The organism is Sulfitobacter sp. G21635-S1, assembly GCF_027213915.1.
In the GTDB taxonomy this organism is placed as follows: domain Bacteria; phylum Pseudomonadota; class Alphaproteobacteria; order Rhodobacterales; family Rhodobacteraceae; genus Sulfitobacter.
Window position 1 is genome coordinate 30,789 of sequence record NZ_JAPWGV010000032.1, and the last position, 19,059, is coordinate 49,847.

General features: G+C 64.1%; 19 protein-coding genes. 9 read left to right on the forward strand and 10 right to left on the reverse strand.

Annotated features, from left to right (window positions below; genetic code table 11):
* Positions 1-4: 4 nt before the first annotated feature.
* Positions 5-232, reverse strand: coding sequence for a hypothetical protein (locus O4H53_RS23365; protein WP_269367387.1), 228 nt, complete (start codon positions 230-232; stop codon positions 5-7).
* A gap of 173 nt (positions 233-405) precedes the next feature.
* On the opposite strand from O4H53_RS23365, the gene O4H53_RS23370 reads away from it, so the two are divergent.
* Positions 406-2,829, forward strand: coding sequence for a GcvT family protein (locus tag O4H53_RS23370; protein WP_269367388.1), 2,424 nt, complete (start codon positions 406-408; stop codon positions 2,827-2,829).
* 213 nt (positions 2,830-3,042) lie between these two features.
* On the opposite strand, the gene O4H53_RS23375 is transcribed toward O4H53_RS23370, so the two are convergent.
* The 3 genes from O4H53_RS23375 to O4H53_RS23385 all read right to left on the reverse strand — a co-directional run bounded on the left by O4H53_RS23375 (position 3,043) and on the right by O4H53_RS23385 (position 5,945).
* Entirely contained in the window at positions 3,043-3,663 is a 621-nt protein-coding gene (locus O4H53_RS23375; RefSeq protein WP_269367389.1) for a class I SAM-dependent methyltransferase, read from the reverse strand.
* Entirely contained in the window at positions 3,653-4,429 is a 777-nt protein-coding gene (gene pssA / locus O4H53_RS23380; RefSeq protein WP_269367390.1) for a CDP-diacylglycerol--serine O-phosphatidyltransferase, read from the reverse strand. Before pssA ends, O4H53_RS23375 begins: the two co-directional genes overlap by 11 nt.
* Before the next feature lie 208 nt (positions 4,430-4,637).
* On the reverse strand, positions 4,638-5,945 hold the full coding sequence (locus O4H53_RS23385; RefSeq protein ID WP_269367391.1) for an HlyC/CorC family transporter: 1,308 nt from the start codon (positions 5,943-5,945) through the stop codon (positions 4,638-4,640).
* A gap of 76 nt (positions 5,946-6,021) precedes the next feature.
* On the opposite strand from O4H53_RS23385, the gene O4H53_RS23390 reads away from it, so the two are divergent.
* Entirely contained in the window at positions 6,022-6,849 is an 828-nt protein-coding gene (locus O4H53_RS23390; RefSeq protein ID WP_269367392.1) for a metallophosphoesterase family protein, read from the forward strand.
* Here the strand turns inward: O4H53_RS23390 and O4H53_RS23395 are convergent.
* Genes O4H53_RS23395 through O4H53_RS23405 form a run of 3 tightly spaced genes read right to left on the reverse strand, consistent with a single transcriptional unit; the run spans position 6,786 to position 9,499 of the window.
* On the reverse strand, positions 6,786-7,760 hold the full coding sequence (locus O4H53_RS23395; RefSeq protein ID WP_269367393.1) for a site-specific tyrosine recombinase XerD: 975 nt from the start codon (positions 7,758-7,760) through the stop codon (positions 6,786-6,788). The two genes, O4H53_RS23390 and O4H53_RS23395, sit on opposite strands and share 64 nt — an antisense overlap.
* Positions 7,761-7,764: 4 nt before the next feature.
* Positions 7,765-9,378, reverse strand: a complete 1,614-nt coding sequence (locus O4H53_RS23400) for a hypothetical protein (RefSeq protein ID WP_269367394.1) — start codon at positions 9,376-9,378, stop codon at positions 7,765-7,767.
* Positions 9,350-9,499: a hypothetical protein gene (locus O4H53_RS23405; RefSeq protein ID WP_269367395.1), complete on the reverse strand. Its 150-nt coding sequence runs from the start codon at positions 9,497-9,499 to the stop codon at positions 9,350-9,352. The genes O4H53_RS23400 and O4H53_RS23405 overlap by 29 nt, the downstream gene beginning before the upstream one ends.
* A gap of 80 nt (positions 9,500-9,579) precedes the next feature.
* Here O4H53_RS23405 and O4H53_RS23410 point away from each other — a divergent pair, with 80 nt between their 5' ends.
* Positions 9,580-10,176 (forward strand): shikimate kinase, encoded by a 597-nt coding sequence (locus O4H53_RS23410; RefSeq protein ID WP_443069633.1) that lies wholly within the window; start codon positions 9,580-9,582, stop codon positions 10,174-10,176.
* Complete coding sequence (gene aroB, locus O4H53_RS23415) at positions 10,169-11,281, forward strand: 3-dehydroquinate synthase (RefSeq protein WP_269367412.1); 1,113 nt, start codon at positions 10,169-10,171, stop codon at positions 11,279-11,281. Before O4H53_RS23410 ends, aroB begins: the two co-directional genes overlap by 8 nt.
* A 9-nt stretch (positions 11,282-11,290) precedes the next feature.
* Here the strand turns inward: aroB and O4H53_RS23420 are convergent, their stop codons facing one another.
* Complete coding sequence (locus tag O4H53_RS23420; RefSeq protein ID WP_269367397.1) at positions 11,291-11,827, reverse strand: GNAT family N-acetyltransferase; 537 nt, start codon at positions 11,825-11,827, stop codon at positions 11,291-11,293.
* A complete protein-coding gene (locus O4H53_RS23425) occupies positions 11,827-12,351 on the reverse strand; it encodes a single-stranded DNA-binding protein (RefSeq protein WP_269367398.1) in 525 nt (174 codons plus the stop codon). Before O4H53_RS23425 ends, O4H53_RS23420 begins: the two co-directional genes overlap by 1 nt.
* A 497-nt stretch (positions 12,352-12,848) precedes the next feature.
* On the opposite strand from O4H53_RS23425, the gene O4H53_RS23430 reads away from it, so the two are divergent.
* The 4 genes from O4H53_RS23430 to O4H53_RS23445 all read left to right on the forward strand — a co-directional run bounded on the left by O4H53_RS23430 (position 12,849) and on the right by O4H53_RS23445 (position 16,531).
* Complete coding sequence (locus tag O4H53_RS23430) at positions 12,849-13,436, forward strand: heme NO-binding domain-containing protein (RefSeq protein WP_269367399.1); 588 nt, start codon at positions 12,849-12,851, stop codon at positions 13,434-13,436.
* Entirely contained in the window at positions 13,433-14,467 is a 1,035-nt protein-coding gene (locus O4H53_RS23435) for a GGDEF domain-containing protein (RefSeq protein WP_269367400.1), read from the forward strand. Before O4H53_RS23430 ends, O4H53_RS23435 begins: the two co-directional genes overlap by 4 nt.
* An 88-nt stretch (positions 14,468-14,555) precedes the next feature.
* Entirely contained in the window at positions 14,556-15,599 is a 1,044-nt protein-coding gene (locus tag O4H53_RS23440) for a glycosyltransferase family 2 protein (RefSeq protein WP_269367401.1), read from the forward strand.
* Positions 15,596-16,531 (forward strand): glycosyltransferase family 2 protein, encoded by a 936-nt coding sequence (locus O4H53_RS23445; RefSeq protein WP_269367402.1) that lies wholly within the window; start codon positions 15,596-15,598, stop codon positions 16,529-16,531. The genes O4H53_RS23440 and O4H53_RS23445 overlap by 4 nt, the downstream gene beginning before the upstream one ends.
* A 9-nt stretch (positions 16,532-16,540) precedes the next feature.
* Here O4H53_RS23445 and O4H53_RS23450 read toward each other — a convergent pair whose 3' ends face one another.
* Positions 16,541-17,287, reverse strand: a complete 747-nt coding sequence (locus O4H53_RS23450; protein ID WP_269367403.1) for a WecB/TagA/CpsF family glycosyltransferase — start codon at positions 17,285-17,287, stop codon at positions 16,541-16,543.
* Positions 17,288-17,492: 205 nt separating this feature from the next.
* Here O4H53_RS23450 and O4H53_RS23455 point away from each other — a divergent pair, with 205 nt between their 5' ends.
* Entirely contained in the window at positions 17,493-18,950 is a 1,458-nt protein-coding gene (locus O4H53_RS23455; protein WP_269367404.1) for a hypothetical protein, read from the forward strand.
* Positions 18,951-19,059: the final 109 nt, after the last annotated feature.

The window sequence follows — 19,059 nt, forward strand, 5'->3', positions numbered from 1 at the left end:
CGTGTTATCGAAGGATCTCTTGGAGAGATCGGGATATTTTCATGTTTGTGGTTCGGGCACTGCTTCTAACGGTCACTGTCGTCATGCTTGCAGCGGCAGGACCAATGTCGGTTCCGAAGATACCCGCTGCTGATTTCCTGAGTGTGTTGAACTCCTTGAACGGAAAAGCACCGATGAATGCGGCCTGTTGCAAGGTCTGTTCAAAGGGCAAGGCCTGCGGCGATTCCTGCATCAGCCGCTCATATACATGCCGCAAAGGGGTCGGTTGCGCCTGCGACGGTTAAGAAATCCGGATCCCTCGGGCGTCGAATTATATTCGAGCGACGACAGATGTCGCTTTCTGGCAATCAGCCCGATGCAAGCGCGTAGAGGTTGTGAATAACGCAACCCAATTCAGGACTTATCATGCGCACCCATGCCCAGGCCGTCGTCATCGGGGGCGGCGTTATCGGCTGCTCGATCCTTTACCACCTGACCAAGCTGGGCTGGACGGATGTGGTGCTGCTGGAACGCTCCGAACTGACCTCGGGCAGTACATGGCATGCGGCGGCTAACATTCACGGGCTGCACGACAACAACAACATCACCCGGATCCAGAACTACACGATGGATCTCTATAACGCGCTGGAGGCCGAGACGGGCCAGAGCTGTGGCGTGTTCCAGCCCGGATCGCTTTATCTGGCGCAGACCGAGGCGCGGGAACACCAGCTGCGCCTGCAGGCGGCCAAGGCGAAATATTATGGCCTGCCGTTCCGCGAGATCGACCGCGCCGAGGCAGAGGCGCTGCATCCGCTGGTCGATTTCGATGGCATCCGCTGCATCATGTACGAGGAAAACGGCGGCAACGTGGACCCTTCCGGCGTGACAAACGCCTATGCCGTGGGGGCGCGGCAGAACGGGGCCGAGATCATCCGCTTTTGCCCCGTCACCGGCACCGAGCAGCAACCGGATGGCAGCTGGATCGTGCGCACGCAGAAGGGGGACATCGCGACACAATGGGTGGTGAATGCCGCCGGTCTCTGGGGGCGCGAGGTGGCGGCGCTTGCGGGGCTCAAACTGCCGCTGCAACCGACCGAGCACCAGTATTTTGTTACCGAAACCATTGCGGAGATTGCCGGGATGGAGCGCCGCCTGCCGTCGGTCGCGGACCGCGATGGCGAATATTACCTGCGGCAGGAGGGCAAGGGCCTGCTGGTCGGTGCTTACGAGAAGGATATGCGCTACTGGGCCGAGGACGGGACCCCGCAGGGGTTCGGCCACGAGCTGTTTGCCGATGATCTGGAGCGGATCGAACCCAACATGATGCGCGCGATTGCGCGGGTGCCTGCGGTGGGCGCGGCGGGGATCAAGCGGGTGATCAACGGCCCGATGATCTGGTCGCCGGATTCCAACGTGCTGTTCGGCCCGGTGCCGGAACTGCGCAATTACTTCTGCTGCAACGGCATCATTCCGGGATTCTCGCAATCCGGCGGCATGGGGCTTTTGGCCGCCGACTGGATCGTCACCGGCGAAACCCGCTATGACATGTTCGCCTGGGACATGGCGCGCTTTGGCGACTGGGCCGATGCCGCCTTTACCCGGGCGCGGGTGGGCGACCAATATGCCAACCGGTTCAAGATTCACTTCCCAAACGAGGAACGCAGCGCGGGCCGCCCCATGCGGATGCGCCCGGCCTATCAGATGCAGCGTGACCTGGGCGCGGTCTTTGGCCTGAACTACGGCTGGGAACATCCGCTGTACTACGGCCAGCCCGTCGGGGCAGAGGATGAAACCCACGGGTTCACCCGGCAGGGCTGGTGGGCGCAGGTGGGCCGCGAGGCGCGGATGCTGCGCGAGCATGCGGGCATCATCGACATTTCGAACTTTGCCAAATACCGCTGCAAGGGGCCGGGGGCGGAAAGCTGGCTGAACGCGGTTTTTGCCAATACCATGCCCCGGGCTGTGGGTCGGTCCTGCCTGACCCCGCTGATCGGCACGCGGGGCGGGATCGCCGGGGATTTCACCGTGACCCGGCTGTCGGAAGATGAATTCTGGATCATCGGCTCCGGCATGGCCGAACGCTATCACCAGCGGTTCTTTGGCGCGCTGCCCTTGCCGGAGGGCACCACATTCGACAGCCTGACGGTGGATGTCTGCGGCTTCAACGTCGCAGGACCGAAATCGCGCGATCTGTTGCAAAAGCTGACCAATACCGCGCTGGCGACGCCTGATTTCCCCTTCATGCGGTCGAAATGGATCACCCTGGCGGGGATCGAGGTGCTGGCGCTGCGGGTGTCCTTTACCGGCGATCTGGGCTGGGAGCTGCATTGCGCCGCTGCCGATCAGGCGCGCCTGTTGCAGGCGCTGCTGGACGCGGGCCGCGACATCGGCGCAGGCCCTGTCGGCAGCCGCGCGCTGATGTCGCTGCGGATCGAGAAAGGATATGGCTCCTGGAGCCGCGAATATTCGCCGGAATACTGGCCGCAGGAGGTCGGGCTGGACCGGCTGTGCAAGACCGGCAAGGATTTCCTGAACAAGGAGGCGGTCATGCTGACCCTGGCCAGGCCCGCGCGGGAGCATCTGGTGATCCTGGAACTGGATGCCGGTCAGACCGATGCCTCCAACGCGGATGCGAGTGGGGGGGAGCCGATCTTCATGGATGGCAAGGGCATCGGGCGGGTGACCTCGGGCGCCTATGGCTATTCGGTGGGCAAGTCGCTGGCGCTGGGGTTCCTCCGCGATGCGGGACCGGGTGATGTGGTGGAGGTGATGGTGCTGGGCCAACCGCACCGCGCGACGGTGCTGGCGGAACCGCCCTTTGACCCCGCAGGTGCCCGGCTGCGGGCGTAAGACAGGCGCATTCGAATTCTTCGAAGAATTCGGTCCGGAGTTTTTGAAAACTCCGGGGTCGGCAGGAAGGTCACTTTCCCCACGGCAGCAGATCGTCCCGCGCCACGAACCGCAGTACGGATGCCCGAAGGCCGGGGGGCACACGCATCGGCCGCGCATTCGAATTCTTCGAAGAATTCGGTCCGGAGTTTTTGAAAACTCCGGAACCCGCGGTCAGCCGCCCGATTTTTCCAGTACCAGAAAGGTCATCATGCCCAGGGGCGGCAGATCGTCCTGTTTCACGATCCGCAACGCAGGCTGCTGCAGCACGGTTTCGACCCGGAAATCGGAATGCCAGCCCAGCGTGTCGGCAAAAGGCGCCGTGAGCCGCTCGATCGCACCCAACACGCCGTCCTCGCGGGTGAAATGATTGGTGATCACCACCTGGCCGCCGGGTTTCAGCACCCGGACGATCTCGGTCATCACCCGCTCGGGTTCGGGCACCACCGAGAGCACATGCATTGCCGCAACCGTGTCGAAGGAAGCATCGGGAAAGTCGAGGTGCCGCGCATCCATCTGCCGCAGCGCCGCCACATGGTCGAGCGCCTTTTCCTTCACCCGCACTTGCGCCTTTTCCAGCATATCGTCGGAAAAATCGATCCCCGTGACCGCCAGATGGCCCCCGTATTGCTGAAGCGACAGCCCCGTGCCCACGCCAACCTCCAGCACGCTGCCGTTGCGTGCGTTGATATGGGCGACAGCCCGGCGGCGGCCCGCCTGGGTGATGGCGCCGAAGGTCCGGTCATAGATCGGGGCCCATCGGGCATAGGAACGGGTAACTGCGTCAAGATCCATCTTTTCTGTCCTTTCGGGAAGGGGTGGGCAGCCCGGCGATCAGGGTCAAGATCACCGTGGCGATATAGGCAAGGCAGAGCATCACCAGGGTGATCCATGCATAGGTGAGAAGCGCAGCCGCCAGCAGGACGGCGGTGAGCGTCACATAAGGCACCTGCGCGCGGCTGACGCGCAGCGCCTTGACCGACCAGGTCGGCACACGGCTGATCATCAGCAGGCCGATCACCACCATGTGCAGGCAGATCACCAGGTCGGGCAGCAGCGGCCCATTGGCGAAGGCAAAGGAGATCGAGAGCGGCAGCAGCACCAGCAGCGCGGCGGCGGGCGAGGGGATGCCGGTGAAATACCCCGGCGGCACTTTCGGATTGGCGGCCTGCGGTTCACGCGATGCCACGTTGAACCGTGCCAGCCGCAGCACGCAGCAGATCGCAAAGAACAGCACCGCCAGCCAGGCGGCGCTGCGCACGTCCTGCAGCGCCCAGAAGTAGAGCACCAGCGGCGGGGCGACGCCGAAGTTCACGAAATCGGCAAGCGAATCCAGCTCGGCCCCCATCTTGCTGTCGCTCTTGAGCAGCCGCGCCAGATGCCCGTCCACCCCGTCGAGCACGCAGGCCGCCACGATCAGCTGCACCGCCAGCACGTAATTGCCCTGCACGCCAAAGCGGATCGCCGAAAGGCCCGCGCAGATCGCCGTGACGGTGAGGATGTTGGGCAAGAGCTGCAGCAGCGAAAAATCGCGCGGTCCGGAGGATTGCGGATCGCTCATGCCGCTGTGGTCCCGGCAAGGCCGGCCATCTGCACCGCTCCGGACAGGATCGCGCAGCGCTTTTCGCCGCCGCCGCATATCCGCCTCAAGAAGTTGCCCGATATGGTCATTGTGCCCGTCCCTAGACTCACGGGTGCAGACCTATATCGTTCTGCGGCAAGAGCAAGTCTCATCCGCCGCCGATTTCCAAATGCCGCCGATCGGGGCCTTACAACGGCCTGATCTTGAGCTGCGTGATCCGGTTGCCGTCGCGCGCCATCACCTCGAAGCGGAATCCGTGGAAGGAAAACACCTGACCCGGCGTCGGGATCATCTGCGCCTCGTGAATCACCAGCCCTGCCAGCGTATTCGCCTCGTCATCGGGCAGGGACCAGTCGGTGGCGCGGTTCAGGTCGCGGATCGTCATGGCGCCATCGACGTAATAGTGACCGTCCTCGCCCGGGGCCAGCAGATGTTCACCGTCGGGGTCGAATTCATCGGTGATCTCGCCCACGATCTCTTCCAGAATATCCTCCAGCGTGATCAGCCCCTGAAGCGAGCCATATTCATCCACCACCAGCGCAAAATGCGTGCGGCGGCGCAGGAACTGGCGCATCTGTTCGTCCAGGGTCGAGGTTTCGGGCACGAAATAGGGTTTCATCGCCACGGTGGAGACATCGAAGTTCTTCAGCGCCGATGCATCGCCGTCGGGCCCGCCGATCAGTTTGTACATCGCGCGCAGCAGGTCCTTGGCGTGAATCACACCGATGATGTTCTCCTGATCGTCGCGATAGACGGGCAGGCGGGTGTGGTTGGATTCCAGACATTGCTGGAGGATTTCCTGCGGCGGCATGTCCGCGTCGATCATCTCGATCCCCGAACGGTGCAGCATGATCTCTTCCACCGCCCGCTCGCGCAGGTCGAGCGCGCCCAAGATACGGTCGCGGTCTTCCTTTTCAACCACCCCTTCGGAATGGCCCAGCTGCAACGCGCCCGCGATCTCCTCGCGCACCGCAAGGATGTTGCTGTCGGGGTCCACCGTCACCCCCAAGAGCCGCAGCACCCCGCGCACAAAGAAGCGCACCGCAGAGACCATCGGTGAAAACACCAGCACCACCAGCGCGATCGGGCGCGACACCAGCGCGGCGGCGGTTTCGGCGTTGGTGATCGCATAGGTCTTGGGCAGCACCTCGGAAAAGACCAGCACCAGCAGGGTCATCACCAGCGTGGCCAGCGCCACGCCGCTTTCCCCGAACAACCGGGTGAAGAGCGCGGTGGCCAGAGAGGCCGCCAGGATGTTGACCAGGTTGTTGCCCAGCAGGACAGAACCGATCAGCCTTTCATTGTCTTCCGTGATTTTCAGCGCCCGTTCCGCGCCGCGCGATCCCTTGTCCGCCTGCGCCCGCAGCTTTCCGCGCGAGGCGGCGGTCAGCGCCGTCTCGGATCCCGAAAAGAACCCCGAAAGAACAAGGAGGAGCAGAATGATGCTGCAGCTGATCCAGAATGCGCCATCGAACAGAGTCGTGCCGGTTTCCATTTCGGTTGGTATCCATATGATGTGTCTGTCGGACTATGATGATCCGCCATGCCCCATTCAAGGGCAGGAGGCAAGATTGGGCAATAAACGCCATCAGAACCTTGGAGACCGGAACGGCGCGCTGCTGCTGTTTGGCGGGCCCTATTCCAATCTGAACGCCACCCAGGCCCTGCTGGGCGCAGCACGGGAGCGGGGCATTGCCGCTGCGCAGATGATCTGCACCGGGGACGTGGTGGCCTATTGCGCGGCCCCGTTTGAGACCATCGAGGTGATCCGCGCGGCGGAAATCGCAGTGGTTGCGGGCAATTGCGAGCAGCAACTGGCCGCAGGCGCAGCCGATTGCGGCTGCGGGTTCGAGGCGGGCACGACCTGTGATCTGCTGGCTGCCGGCTGGTACGCATTTGCCTCGGCCCGTGTTGCGCCCGCCCAGCGCGGCTGGATGGCGGCGCTGCCGGACATCATCACATTTCACCATCAGGGCGCGCGCTATGGCGTGATCCATGGCGGTGTGACGGATGTGGCGCGTTTTGTCTGGCCGACCAGCCCCGACGAGGTCCTTGCCGAAGAATGGCGCGCGGCCGAGGAAGTGGTGGGGCCGCTTGATCACATCATCAGCGGACATTGCGGCCTGCCTTTCATCCGCGACACGCCACGGGGCCGCTGGATCAACCCGGGCGTGATCGGCATGCCGCCCCATGACGGGGCGCAGATGACGCGCTATGGGGTGCTGGACGGGGGCGAGGTGACGCTGCACCGCCTGCGCTATGACGCCGGGGGAGAAGCCGCGCGGATGCAGGCCGCAGGGCTGACCCAGGGCTATGACCGCGCGCTGCTGACCGGTTATTGGCCGTCCGAAGATATCTTGCCCAGTGCCCTGCGCGTGCCGTCCTTCGCCAGCGGGTGATGCTCCAGCACCAGTTCCGACAGGCGTTCTTCCAGCACATGGGTATAGATTTCGGTGGTGGCGACATCGGCATGGCCCAGCATGGTCTGGATCGCGCGCAGGTCGGCACCATTGGCGAGCAGATGCGTGGCAAAGGCGTGACGCAGGGTATGCGGCGTGACCTTGGCCGGATTCACGCCGCCCGCGACCGCGAATTCCTTGATCAACAGGTAGAACCGGTGCCGGGTCAGATGGCCCAGCTTGCCGCGCGAGGGGAACAGGAACCGCGAGGTCGGCAGCCGTTTGGCGCGTGCCTCTTCGTCCAGCCTGTCGCGCAGCACCAGCCATTCGGCCAGCGCCGTGCGGGCAGGCGGTGACAGCGGCACCATGCGTTCCTTGCCGCCCTTGCCCATGATCAGCAGCAGGCGCGGATCGCCACGGGTGGCGGTAATCGGCAGGCTGACCAGCTCGCTGACCCGCATGCCGGTGGCGTAAAGCAGCTCCATCAGGCAGGTGTTGCGGCATTGGTCGGACTGCGACCGGCCAGAGGCGCGCGCCGCTTCCAGCAAGGCATCGACCTCCGCTTCGCTCAGGATCTTGGGCAGGCGCTTATCCTGGCCGGGACCGGAAATCTGGATCGCCGGATTGTCGCTGCGCAGCCCTTCCTCAAAGGCAAAGCGGTAAAGTTGCTTGATCGCCGACAGCCGCCGCGCGCGGGTGGATTTGGCCAGCCCCTGTGCATCGCAATGGACCAGATAATCCTCTACCGAGCCGCGTGTCGCAGAGGCGAAATCGAGCCCCTTGCGGGCCAGATATCCGTCGAAGTCCTTGAGATCGCGGCCATAGGCCAGCTGGGTGTTGGTGGCAGCGCCCAATTCGGCGGCCTGCGCTTCGAGAAAGGTTGAAATCCAGTGAAAGGTCGGCGTTTGCATCGGCTCAACGCTCCAGCAGGAGGGATTGGAGGGCGGCGCGCCGGGCGGTGTCTTCCAGCCCCAGCGCCCGCAGGGTGGCCAGCGCATCACGCATCGCGGTGGTGTCGCCCTGCGCGCCTTTTTGCAACATGGCAAGGACCTGAAGGATCACTTCGCCCAGGCGGTTGTCACGCGCCGCACCCACCAGATTTTCGCGTGGCGGCGCGCCGTTGAAGGCATCATGGATCGCACCGGGCAGGGCGCCTTCCGGCCTGGTGGCCGGGGCCTCGCCACGCGCGATGGCGCGCAGCAGGGCGGTATTGGCAATGTCCCTGGAGGGGTCGGCCGCCGCGGCCTCATATATCGGGGACAACATGCAGATGTCGAATGCGATCCGTGCCGCACGCCCTTCGAGGGCGATCTTGGACAGGTCCTCGGCAAAGAGGGTGGCAAATGCGACCTCAAGCCCGGCTTCCTGCATGCCGATCCAGACCGCAGGCAATGTCTTGGTCACCGCATCGGGGCTGCCGGTGGCCAGGGCGGTCTCGAACCGTTGCAGGTCGCGGACGCGGTCCCAGACCCCGCCGGAGGCGGCAGGCGCGCGGTCGGTGTAGAGGCCCAGCAACCGGTTGTCGGGCAGCGCACCGGCGCGGGTCAGACGCTCTGCCGCCTCAAGCTGCGCCTTCCATCCGGCGATATCGCGCAGATCGGCCACCGCATAGGGGCGGGGCAGGGTGCCGGTGGGCATCGGCTCACCAATGGTCTCAAACAATCGAAAGCTCAGCGGGTCCATGCCGCGCGGGGTCGGCAAGGGCGGCGCCCCTTCAAAACCTTCCGGGTGCAGGAAGCGGTCCAGCAGGGCAAGCTGTTCCTGCGGCAGCAACCCCAGTGCCTGCGCAGAGCCAAAGGTCAGCGCCGCATTGTCCCAGTTGCTTGCGCGGGCGGCACAAAAGATGCGTGTGCCGTAGTTGCGTGTCAGATGGGGCGACTGGCCCAGCACGTCACAGGCGCGGTCCTCGGTTCCGGTCAGCAGGCTGATGTCCATCCAGAGGTCGAAATGCTCCGGCGAGGTGGTCACACCGGCCTGTTCGATCAGCGACAGGGCAGGGTCCAGCGCCCCCAGCCGCAGCAGCTTGCGCACCCGGGCAAGGGCCAGCTCATTGCCTGCCTGGGCATCGCCCTGCGGCGCAAAGGCCTCGGCAAGCAGAACGGTATAGAGCAGGGATTGCGCGGCGGGCAGGCGCAGTTCCGGCAGGTCTTCGATCTGGTCGATCAGGTCTTTCGCGGTGCTGCCCAACCAGAGATTTTGCGGCAGGCCGGTCACCGTGTTGGGCACCAGCCCGATGGCCCGGGGCGAGCCCATGCCCAGGGGCGAGACCGTGACCTTGGGCGGCAGCGCGGTTTTGGCCACCGGCGCTTCGTTCGGGTTGGCCTTGTTCGGCTGACGGCGCGCCACAGGTTGCGGTGTGGCCTGGGTGCCGAGCCAGTCAATCACCGACAGCGGCGATTCCTGCGCCTGTGTCTGGGCCGCAGCCGGACCCGTGGCAACCGCCGCGCAAAAAAGCAGCGCACCAAGGGTACGTGCTTGCCTGATTTCCGCCATCATGAGCCTATTGCCCGGAAAGAGTGACAGGTTCACGCATTTCTACCTGAGGTGGTGCGAACTCCGCGCCGAAGAACGGACCGATATAGGCATAGCCAGCCAGCCCGATAAATCCGACAATTAGTAGGAATATCAAAAACTTGATCAATCTGCCCATGAATTCTGCCTGCTCGGTTTCCGATTTGTTATGCAATCTATATATGGCCTTTTCGACAAGATCACGTCATTCAAGGCATAATGAGTGGAATTGAGCAAACCATGGCCGACGGCGAAGGGAAACATCAGGGGTATCGTCTGAAAAAGACAGTTGTTCTGGTGGGGATGATGGGCGCGGGCAAGACGGCCGTGGGCCGTGCGGTTGCCGCGCGGCTTGGTGTGCCCTTCCTCGACAGCGATGCGGAAATCGAGGCCGCAGCCAACCTCAGCGTGCCCGAGATTTTCCAGCGCGACGGCGAGGCGTTCTTTCGCAAGCGTGAATCCGAGGTGATCGCGCGGTTGCTCAGGCAGGAGCGCTGCATCCTGTCCACCGGCGGCGGGGCGTTCCTGGCGGAAAGCAACCGCGAGATGATCTCGCGCGATGGTGTCTCGCTCTGGCTGAATGCGGATCTGCCCCTGCTCTGGCAGCGCGTGCGCCACAAGGAAAGCCGCCCGCTTTTGCGCACGCCAAATCCCTATGCAACCCTGGCCGAAATCTATCGTGCGCGGGTGCCTGTTTATGAAAAGGCGGATATTTCAGTCACTTGCCAGCCGTCGTTAAGTATCGAAGCGATGGCGTCGCGGGTGATTGCGGCCCTGGCCGAACAGCCCGATGTCCTGGAGAATCAAGATGCGTGAAACCGTGAATGTTGCCCTTCCGGGGCGGGCCTATGACGTTGTGATCGGGCCGGGCCTGCTGCAGGAGGCCGGTGCGATGATCGCGCCGCTGCTGGGGCGGCCGCATGTCACGGTGATCTCGGATGAAACGGTGGCGGGGCTGCATCTGGACAGCCTGCGGGCCGGTCTTGCGGCGCAGGGCATCACGATGGAGGCGCTGGAACTGCCGCCAGGCGAGGGGACCAAGAACTGGGATAACCTGATCCGCTGCACCGAATGGCTGCTGACCCGGAAGGTCGAGCGGCGCGATGTCGTGATTGCATTCGGCGGCGGGGTGATCGGCGATCTGGTGGGTTTTGCCGCAGCCATCCTGCGGCGCGGGGTGCGCTTTGTGCAGATCCCCACTTCGCTGCTGTCGCAGGTGGACAGTTCGGTGGGGGGCAAGACCGGGATCAACACGGGTCATGGCAAGAACCTTGTCGGCGCGTTTCACCAGCCGACGCTGGTGCTGGCCGATACCGCCCTGCTGGACACGCTGACCCCCCGCGATTTCCTGGCCGGTTATGGCGAGGTCGTGAAATATGGCCTGCTGGGGGATGCGGATTTCTTCAGCTGGCTGGAGGCGCAGGGGCCGGCACTTGCCCGTGGCGACGGCGCAGGCCGCGTGACCGCTGTGCGCCGGTCGGTGCAGATGAAGGCCGATATCGTCATCCGCGACGAGACGGAGCAGGGCGACCGGGCGCTGCTGAACCTTGGCCATACCTTCTGTCATGCGCTGGAGGCCGCCACCGGCTATGGCAACCGGCTGATGCACGGCGAGGGGGTCGCGATCGGCTGTGCCATGGCCTTCGAACTCTCCGCACGGCTGGGCCTTTGCCCGCAGGAAGATCCCAGCCGGGTGCGCGCGCATCTCAAGGCGATGGGGATGAAGACGGATCTGGCCGAAATTGACGGCGAACTGCCAGGGGCCGACGCGCTGCTGGACCTGATGGGGCAGGACAAGAAGGTGAAGGACGGCAAGCTGCACTTTGTACTGGCGCGCGGGATCGGTGATGCTTTTGTCACCAGTGACGTGCCGCGTGACAAGGTGCTTGCACTTTTGCAAGATGCGGTGGCCGCCCGATAAGTCGGGACGTTAAGGTCGGCGCAATACCATCGCCGTCTTGCCCTCGGCGGAAAAACCGCAGGCTTCATAGAAGCCCACCGCATCGCGCCCGACACCCGTCATCAGCATGATCTTATAGGCATTTGCGGCCCAGGCGGTGTCGATCACCGCCGCCATCACCCTGCGGCCGAACCCTTGCCCCTGACAGGTGGCAAGCGTCACCACATTCTCGACTACAGCGTTTCGGGATAAACTTGAAACATCCCGCGTCACTTTTCGCGTTCGACCGAAGGGAGAGGCAGCGAACAAGTGATTCAGGTATATCCCGAAACGCTTTAGCGCATAGGGCCGGGCGTTCCAGACCACATTGGGCAGCAGGTGCAGGGTTGCCATTGCCACCAGCCGGTCCCCCGCAAAGGCGCCCAGCACCTGCGTGCCGGGATGGTCGATCACCGGGCCGAATGCCGCCGGGTCCGATGCCTTGGGCCCGACGGTCAGTTCATTGTAAAGCGTCAGAGCCTGCGCCGCGTCCGCCCGATCCAGCATGCGGACAACGGCATCTGTCATCAGAACGGGATTTCGTCGTCGAGGTCGCGCGAACCGCCGCCACCGCCAGCACCACCGCCGCTGCTGCCGCCGGAGGAGGGGCCGCTGTCGTAACCGCCGCCGTCATAGCCGCCGTAATCCCCGCCAGAGGAGGAACCGCCACCGCCATATCCGCCGCCTGAACCGCCGCCGTCGCGACCGTCCAGCATGGTCAGCGTGCTGCCGAATCCCTGCAGGACAACTTCGGTGGAATAGCGGTCCTGGCCCGACTGGTCCTGCCATTTGCGGGTCTGCAACTGGCCTTCGATATACACTTTTGACCCTTTTTTCAGGTATTGCTCGGCAATGCGCACCAAACCTTCCTGAAAGATGGCCACCGAATGCCATTCGGTCTTTTCGCGGCGCTCGCCGGTATTGCGGTCCTTCCAGGTTTCCGATGTGGCGATCCGCAGGTTGCAGACCTTGCCACCGTTCTGGAACGATCGCACTTCGGGATCGCGCCCCAGGTTACCGATAAGGATCACTTTGTTCACTGAGCCGGCCATATTGCCCCCTTTATTGTCGCAGCTTGTGTCGCACGCCCGATTGCGAATCCGCAAGGGGCCGTTGGTCGCTTATAAACTGGCTGGATCATGGTTAACATCAGGTTTCCGCCCCTAGGTCGTGTTGACACTCATCTTCGCCCACCCGCGCGAGACGGATTTTGCCGCTGGCGCCCTGATGTGAGCGCAGCAATGTGATCATTGGAAGTGAACATCCGGGATGGCAGAGGCAAAATCCGCCGCGCCCCGCAGGGGTTTCGCCAAAATTGCCCATTTCTGCGTTAAGAGAGCTTGAAATAGCTGGCTATTCCTGCGCTCTCTTGCCTGGAACTGAGCAATTTTGGACTGAAACGGGTGGGCGACAATGAATGTCAACACGACCTAGGCCTCTGTTCCCCGTGTTCGAACGGCAGGAAGATTGCAGACAATTGAAGCTGTTGACCTCCTGTTAATTCCTTTGGCCCAAGGTGCCAGCGGGGCGTTATGGGAATGAGGGAACAATGCACGGTCTTATCAACCGCAGCATCCAGAACTACATCTGCGACAGTTTCGGCGCGCACAGGTGGGACGATGTCGTGCGGCATGCCGGAATGGCATTCAACAATTTCGAGGCGATGCTGACCTATGAGGACAGTCTGACTCATGCCGTTCTGGACGCGCTGGTCGATGTCACCCGGCGCAGCCGCAGTGACCTGCTTGAGGATTTCGGGACGTTCCTTGTGGCGAACCCCAAGTTTGAAGGGGTGCGCCGGCTGTTGCGCTTCGGGGGTGTCAGCTTTGAGGATTTTCTGCATTCGCTCGATGACCTGCCGGACCGGGCGCGGCTGGCGGTGCCGGACCTGCACCTGCCGCAGATCGAATTGCGCGCCGTGGGGGAGGGCAGATACAGCCTGATCTGCAGGTCGCCCCTGGCCGGCTTTGCCCATCTGATGATGGGTGTCCTGCGCGCCATGGCCGATGACTACGGCGCGCTGGCGCTGCTTGAGCCGACCGGCTCGGAGAAGGGGATTGAAACCCTTTCGATCTCGCTGATCGAACCGGATTTCGCCGAAGGGCGGGCCTTTGAACTGGGGGCACGGGCGCAATGACGGGGCAGGGCGGCGCATCGGTGCTGGATATCCTGTGTCCCATGCATCTTGTGATCAACGCGACGGGGCATATCACCCATGCCGGGCCGACCGCCCGCAAGCTGGCCGGGGACAGTCCCATGGTCGGTGCCCGCTTTCTGGAGGTCTTTGCCGTCAACCGGCCACGCGCCGTTGCCAGCATGGCAGACCTGCGGCGGTCCGGTGGTACGAAACTGCATCTTGAAACGCGCGCCGCGCCGCGGACCAGGCTCAAGGCGGTGCTGGTCCCCTTGCCGGAGGGGGAGGGCAAGATGATCGTGAACCTGTCCTTCGGCATCTCCATCGTGGACGGCGTGCGGGATTATGCGCTCAGCAATGCCGATTTCGCCGCCACGGACCTGGCCATCGAAATGCTCTACCTGATCGAGGCAAAGACAGCGGCGATGGATGAATCCCGCCGTCTCAACCTGCGCCTGCAGGGGGCCAAGATCGCGGCGGAGCAGGAGGCCGATACCGATGCGCTGACCGGCCTTGGCAACCGGCGCGCGCTGAACAATGTGCTGACGCGCATGGTGGCGGGCCGGGTGCCCTTTGCCGTCATGCAGATCGACCTGGATTATTTCAAATCCGTCAATGACACCCTGGGCCATGCGGCGGGCGATCATGTCCTGCAGACCGTTGCGCAGATCATGGTCGAGGAAACCCGCAACAAGGACACGGTGGCGCGGGTCGGCGGGGATGAATTCACCGTCGTGCTTGTGGATGTGCGCGATGCCGACATCCTGCGCCGCGTGGGCCGGCGCATCATCGACCGGCTGGAGGAACCGATTGCCTACAGCGGCCACCTCTGCCGGATTTCCGCCAGCATCGGCACCGTCTGGATTCAATCCGGCATCAGCCCGGCAATGGAAAAGCTGATGGATGACGCGGATGTCGCACTTTATGCGTCCAAACATGCCGGGCGCGCCCGCCAGACCATATATGACCCATCGCTGCGTGAGACTGCGGGGCAGGGTGCCGCGCAGGGCGCCGGGGGTCAACAGCCCGCCTGAGGTCTTTCGCCGCCACAGATGCGCCAAAACCACGGCGGATGCAGGCGGGTCATGGACCCAAGCGCGGGGCTGTCGTATCACCCCATGCATGAAAACACCGCTCCATATCCTGCGCCGTGTCCTGCAGCGTGCCGCCGAACGCCGCCGCCGGGCGCGGTTCGCGGCCTCCCTGCGCCATATCCACGGGCCAAAGGTGCTGGAGACCGGCAAGGACGAGGTGATTGCCATCGTGCTGGTGCGCAACGGCAGCTACTACCTTGACGCCTTTCTCGACCATTACCGCAGCATCGGCATCCGGCATTTCGTCTTCATCGACAACGGATCGACCGACGATACGCTGACCCGGATCGCGGCAGAACCGGATACGGTGATCGACCAATGCACCCTGCCGCTGGCCGGCTACGAGGACCTGCTGCGCGCCTATCCGGCCCGGACCTACGGGCAGAATCGCTGGTGCCTCTATGTCGATATGGACGAGATCCTGGATTTCCAGGGGGCCACGACCCACGGCATCCGTGCGCTGACCACCTATATGCAGGCGCGGGGCCATACCGCGATGGTGGCGCAGATGCTTGAGATGTTCCCCAAGGCGCCGCTGTCGCAGGTGGCCGATCTGCCCTATGACCGTGTGCTGCGCGATTTTGTCTATTACGACATCAGCCAGATCACCCGCCATGACTACCACAGCCCCGAGATCGCCTTTTCCGACCTGCTGCGCGACAACCGGACTGCCAGCGACGCGGTCAAATTCTGCTTTGGCGGGGTGCGGGGCAAGGTGTTTGGCGAGAACTGCTGCCTGACCAAACATCCGCTGATCTTCAACGGGCCGGGGGTCACGCCCGCGCCGCATCCGCATCTGTCGATGGGGGTGACGGTGTCGGATGTGACAGCGGTGATCCAGCATTACAAGTTTGCCAACAATCCGCTGGCCCGCGATGCGGCGTCGCTGGCCTCGGGCGATCTGGCCCATGGCGAGGACGCGGCCCGCGCCAGAGTGCTGTCGGACAGTCCCGATGTGAGCCTGTTTTCGCTGGATGCGCGGCGCTGGAACCGGGTGGAACTGCTGGCCCGTGCGGGCTTTACCGTGACAACGCAGGATTATGCCGACCACCTGGCGGACCTGTCGCCGTGAAGGTCGCGGCGATTGTCATCGGCCGCAACGAAGGGGCACGGCTGATGGCCTGCCTCGATGCGCTTTCGGGCCGGGCCGATCCGGTGATCTATGTGGATTCGGGCTCAACCGATGGCTCCGTCGCGGCGGCGCAGGCGCGTGGCGCACAGGTGATCGCGCTGGACATGACGCAGCCCTTCACCGCCGCGCGGGCGCGCAACGCAGGGCTGGCGGCGCTGCCAGCCGATGCCGATCTGGTGCAGCTGCTGGATGGCGATTGCGTCTTGCGCGACGGCTGGATCGAGACGGCCCGCGCCTTTCTGGCCGACCATCCGCAGGCCGCCGTGGCCTGTGGCCGCCGCCGTGAACGTCATCCGGAGGCCAGCATCTACAACGCGCTGATCGACGCGGAATGGGACACCGCCCCGGGACAGGCCAAAGCCTGCGGCGGCGACGCCCTGATGCGTGTAACTGCCCTGCGCGCGGTGGGCGGCTACCGCGACAGTCTGATCGCGGGGGAGGAGCCGGAGCTTTGCGTCCGCCTGCGCGCCGCCGGATGGCAGGTCTGGCGGCTGGATGCGGAAATGACCTGGCATGATGCGGACATCACCCGCTTCGGCCAATGGTGGAAACGCAGCCGCCGGGCCGGTCATGCCTTTGCCGAGGGCGCGGCGCTGCATGGCGCCCCGCCGGAGCGTCACTGGGTGACCGAGACCCGGCGCGCGCTGATCTGGGGCGCGGGCCTGCCGCTGACGGTCCTGGTGCTGGCGGTACTTGTGACGCCCTGGGCGCTGCTCCTGCTGCTGGTCTATCCCTTGCAGGTGCTGCGGCTGTCGCGGCGCGGCGGGGTGGTTCAGGCGGTGTTCACCGTGCTGGGCAAGTTCCCCGAGGCGCAGGGCGCGCTGCAATACCTTCTGGGCCGCCGCAAGGGCCGGATCATCGAATACAAATGACCCCGGCCCTCAGCGCTGGCGCAGCGCCTGCACCACAAGGCCGGGCAGGATCGCGAAACATTTCGCATAGCGCGGCACCATCCGGCGCGGGGCCTGCAGCGCCCGCCACAGCCATTCCAGCGCCAGCATCCGCATGACCCGCGGCGCGCGGACCTGATGACCTGAGAGGAAATCCAGCCCCGCCCCGATGGAGGCAAAGCCGACCCCCGGCGCCTTTTCGCGGCCCAGGGCGGCAAACAGCTCCTGTTTCGGCGCGCCCAGCGCGATGAAACACAGGCCCGCGCCAGAGGCGGCAAGTTCCGCCAGCAGCGCTTCGGCAGCGGCACCCTGCGGATCGAACCCATAGGCCGGGGCGTGGATGTGGACAACCTCCAGACCCACCGTGCGGCCGGTCAACGCCTGCGCCGCCCCTTGCAGCGCCGCGTCGCTGCTGCCGATCAGCGAAATCTTGGTCCCCATCTCCGCCGCGAGGGCGCAAAGCGGCAGGATCATGTCGGAACCGGGCATGAGCTCGACCGGCTGTCCCGCCAGTTTCGACAGCCAGACGATGGGGCGGCCATCGGCCACCACCATGTCATGGGCGCGGTAGGCCGACAGAAAGGCCGGATCACGGGGCAGTTTGGTCAGGTGATCAAGGTTCAGGGTGGCCAGCGCGAATCCGTCGCGGGCGCTGAATTTTTCCCTGACTGCGCGAAACAATCCCGCGCGTGTCGGCACATTGACCGCGACTTCGGCCGGGGGCGTGCCAAATTTCACACGTCACCTGCCCAAGCGCAGCACGGGGCGCCCTGGGGCCATGCCGAATTCACTGATATATTTCCATTCATTAACAATGCCTTGCGGGGTTCGTCCGGATCAATTCTACAGGTTTTGCCAAATCTACCCAGATGACAGGGCGCGGGCCAGATGGTAATTTACCTGCTCTATTCCCTCACGCGACCTCAGGACACGCCCCGACCCCATGCCCAACGGCCTTGCCTATCTGATGCTGCTGATCTGGCCGATGGTCTGCCTGATCCTGTTCCGCACCCAGAAACTGGAGCGGGCGCTGATCTGGTCGATCCTGGGGGGATATCTGTTTCTGCCGCCACTGGCGGAGTTCAATCTGCCGCTGGTCCCGGCAATGGACAAGACCTCGATCCCCAATCTGAGCGTGCTGCTGATCCTGCTGTTCGGGGTGAAACACCACCGGGTGGCCCTCTGGCCCGATGCGCGGCTGGCGCAGCTGCTGACGGTGGGGCTGGTGCTCTCGGCCATCCCGACGGTGCTGACCAACGGCGATCCGATCATTTTCGAGGTGCTGCGCAATACCGACCCGATCGTCTTTGTGGTGGATCAACTGCCGGGGCAATCGGTGCGCGACATCGGGTCGGTGCTGATCGCGCAAGTGCTGAGCCTGGTGCCCTTCCTGCTGGCACGCCAGTTTCTGGCGACAGAGGGCGGGCTGCGCGAACTGCTGACGGCGCTGATGGTCGGGACATTGATCTATTCCGTGCCCTCGCTGATCGAAATCCGCCTCAGCCCGCAGATGAACGTCTGGATCTACGGCTTCTTCCAGCATTCCTTCGAACAGATGATGCGCGACGGCGGGTTCAGACCCATCGTCTTCCTGCCGCATGGGTTGTGGCTGGCGCTGTTTGTCTGCACCGGGCTGATTGCCGCAGCCGGTCTGGCGCGGGTGGCCGAACCGGAACGAAAGCTGCGGGCCTTCTGCGTGGTGGCCTATCTCGCGGTGCTGCTCATCCTGTGCAAAAGCCTTGCGTCGCTGGCCTATGGCATGGCGCTGACCCCGCTGGTGCTGTTTGCACCGCTGCGCTGGCAGATCCGGCTGGCGCTGCTCTTTGCCGTGGTTGCGGTGGTCTATCCGATGTTGCGCAATTTCCAGCTGATCCCGCTGGACGCGATCATCGCCCAGGCCGAGGCGATCAACCCCGCCCGCGCGCAATCGCTGGAATACCGTTTCAACAACGAGGAACAATTGCTGGCGCGGGCGGCGGAAAAGCCCCTGTTCGGCTGGGGCGGCTGGGGCCGCAGCCTGATCCGCGACGGCGAAACCGGGCAGATCCTGTCAATCCCCGATGGCCGCTGGATCATCATCTTCGGCACCTTCGGCTGGCTGGGGTACATCTGCGAATTCGGCCTGCTGGCCCTGCCGCTGGCGATGCTGGCGCTCTACATGCGGCGGCAGGGGGAGGCGGCGCTGTCGCCGCTGGTGGCGCCCTTGTGCCTGATCCTGGGGATCACCATGGTGGACATGCTGCTGAACGCCACGCTGACGCCACTGACCTGGCTCACCGCAGGCGCGCTTCTGGGGCATGCGGAACGCCTGATGCCGCGAGGGGTCGCGGCGCCGCGCCATGCGCTGGGACAAACGGCGATGTCCCCGAACCGCCCGGAGGGCAAGCGCACCGTGCTTTGATCCGGGGCAAAACCACCGATTCTGGCAAATATGGCGCGACTGTTTCCGCCTGCGGCAAAATTCCCCGGACAGCCTGTCGATTGTTGTGCTAAATAAGGCCTGAGAACCG